This window comes from Pelotomaculum terephthalicicum JT (assembly GCF_022410535.1).
GTDB lineage: Bacteria > Bacillota > Desulfotomaculia > Desulfotomaculales > Pelotomaculaceae > Pelotomaculum_D > Pelotomaculum_D terephthalicicum.
The window spans coordinates 1-1,971 of record NZ_JAKNBL010000087.1; the positions used below are offsets into that span (position 1 = coordinate 1).

At 49.2% G+C, this 1,971-nt stretch carries 1 protein-coding gene and 1 pseudogene; one reads left to right on the top strand and one right to left on the bottom strand.

Going from position 1 to position 1,971, the window contains the following annotated elements; translation table 11 throughout:
• Positions 1 to 128: 128 nt before the first annotated feature.
• Positions 129 to 863, top strand: a complete 735-nt coding sequence (locus L9W92_RS18540) for a cadherin-like beta sandwich domain-containing protein (protein ID WP_240085219.1) — start codon at positions 129 to 131, stop codon at positions 861 to 863.
• Positions 864 to 930: 67 nt separating this feature from the next.
• Here L9W92_RS18540 and tnpC read toward each other — a convergent pair.
• Positions 931 to 1,848: pseudogene (gene tnpC, locus L9W92_RS18545) on the bottom strand (IS66 family transposase); the annotation flags it as partial.
• Between the last annotated feature and the right edge of the window lie 123 nt (positions 1,849 to 1,971).

The window sequence follows — 1,971 nt, forward strand, 5'->3', positions numbered from 1 at the left end:
ACACTCACCTCCCCGTGCTCTGTAGTATATCTGCTTATCCAACAAAATCATACCACAGAGCTATACAAGATTTTACCACTTTAATTCTATTTTGTGCCTTGAGCACAGCGAAAGGAATGACACTTAGCGTGAATAGCATTACGGTGACGCCTTTCCCGGCGGACAACAACGCCACGGTCACCGTCAACGGTGAACCGGTAACCGGCGGACAGGTCTCACCGCCAATCAACCTTAACGTAGGAGCCAACTCCATTAATATTGTAGTTACAGCCCAGGACGGTATAAGCACAAAAATGTACACCATCACCGTTAACCGGGCCGCCAAGTCCCGTGACAGGGACAGAACCGTCACGCCACCGCAGGGTGACAGTACAAGTATGAACATAAAGGCAAGTACCGGCGGCAAGGTCAGCCTTGACGACGTTGCCGCGGAGATCCCGACGGGTACGCTGCCCGCCGACGCCACTGTCAGCATCAAGACACTGAGCCAGGATGAAGCCAACAGGGTGGTGCCCGAGGGGCTGCGGGTTAAAATGGCCGGTGCTGTCTATGAGATCACCACCACAGGTGAACGACAGTTCGGCGACAACTATATTACCATCAAGCTCGCCTACGACCCGGCCGGGATTGCCGAGGGCGAATTCCCGGCGGTACATTACTACGACGAGAAGCAGGGAAAATGGATTAGGCTGGAAACCCAACTGGTACAGGAAGACGATCGGTGGTACGCCGTAACCCGGGTCAACCACCTGACCATGTTCGCCGTGTTCAGCACGGCGGCGGAGCCAGAGGCCAGCACCCCGGCGGGGGATAAAAAGGTTATTACCCTGACCGTGGGCCAGACCCTGGCCGGTATAGAGTAAGCGTCAAATAACAAAGTGTATAGAAAAAGAGCAAAAACCAGTGTAAAGTATAAACTGAGTTTTTGCCCTATTTGCAAGCTTCTAGAACCTCCGGACTCCACGGAAGATAATCTTCAAGGAACTCCGGATGTTGACCGAACTGTACCCCCGGCAACTCACTGAAGATATAATAAAGATATTTATATGGATTTAGGCCATTGGCCTTGGCGCTTTCAATGATGCTATAAACGGCAGCACTTGCCGCGGCTCCTTTCGGACTTCCGCTGAACAGCCAGTTCTTGCGTCCGATGGTGAAGGGACGGATGCTGTTTTCAGCAAGGTTGTTGGAAATGGAGCAATTGCCATCCTCAAGATAATTCATCAGCTCTTGCTTATGGTTAAGAGCATAATTCAAGGCTTCACTCAGTTTAGATTTTGGAAGAACCGTGTTCCTGGTGGAATCAATCCACGCCCAAAAGGCATCCAAAACAGGTTTTTCCTGTTTCAGACGCTCGGATTTACGCTCTTCGTTTGAAAGTTTCTCAAGAGCCTTTTCAATTTCGAAGAGTTTGTTGCAGAATGTGATACCTTGGCTTGGGAAAGTAGCGTCCGGGCTGCGTATATCTTTGGGGAGGGCATCAACGAATTTTCTTCGAAGATGTGTCCAACAGAGGCACCGTGTGATTTTCTCAACCTTTTTGTATCCCGAGTAGGCATCCGTATGAAGGTATCCCGTGAATCCTTTTAGGAATTCTTGCGGGTATTTGCCACTCCTTCCAGGTTGGTATTTAAAAATCCGGATGGGGTGTTGGCAGTGCTTACCTGTGCTGTATACCCACATGTAGGAATCAGTTGTATTCTTGCGCCCTGCTTCGTTCATAACTTGGACCGGAGTTTCATCCGAATGCAGATATTTCTCCTGCAAGAGTTTCTGATGCATCAACTTTAAGATTGGTGTCAGCCAATCACGGGATGCGGCCATAATCCAATTGGCCATGGTAGTGCATATTACGCTGAGAAAAAACACCTAAACCGCCGAAGTTGAACACTTAGACCGTTTTAATTGAACAGTCTCTCCGCAGAAACTGTACATTGATAGCCAAATAACCACATGGTATACTCATAATGC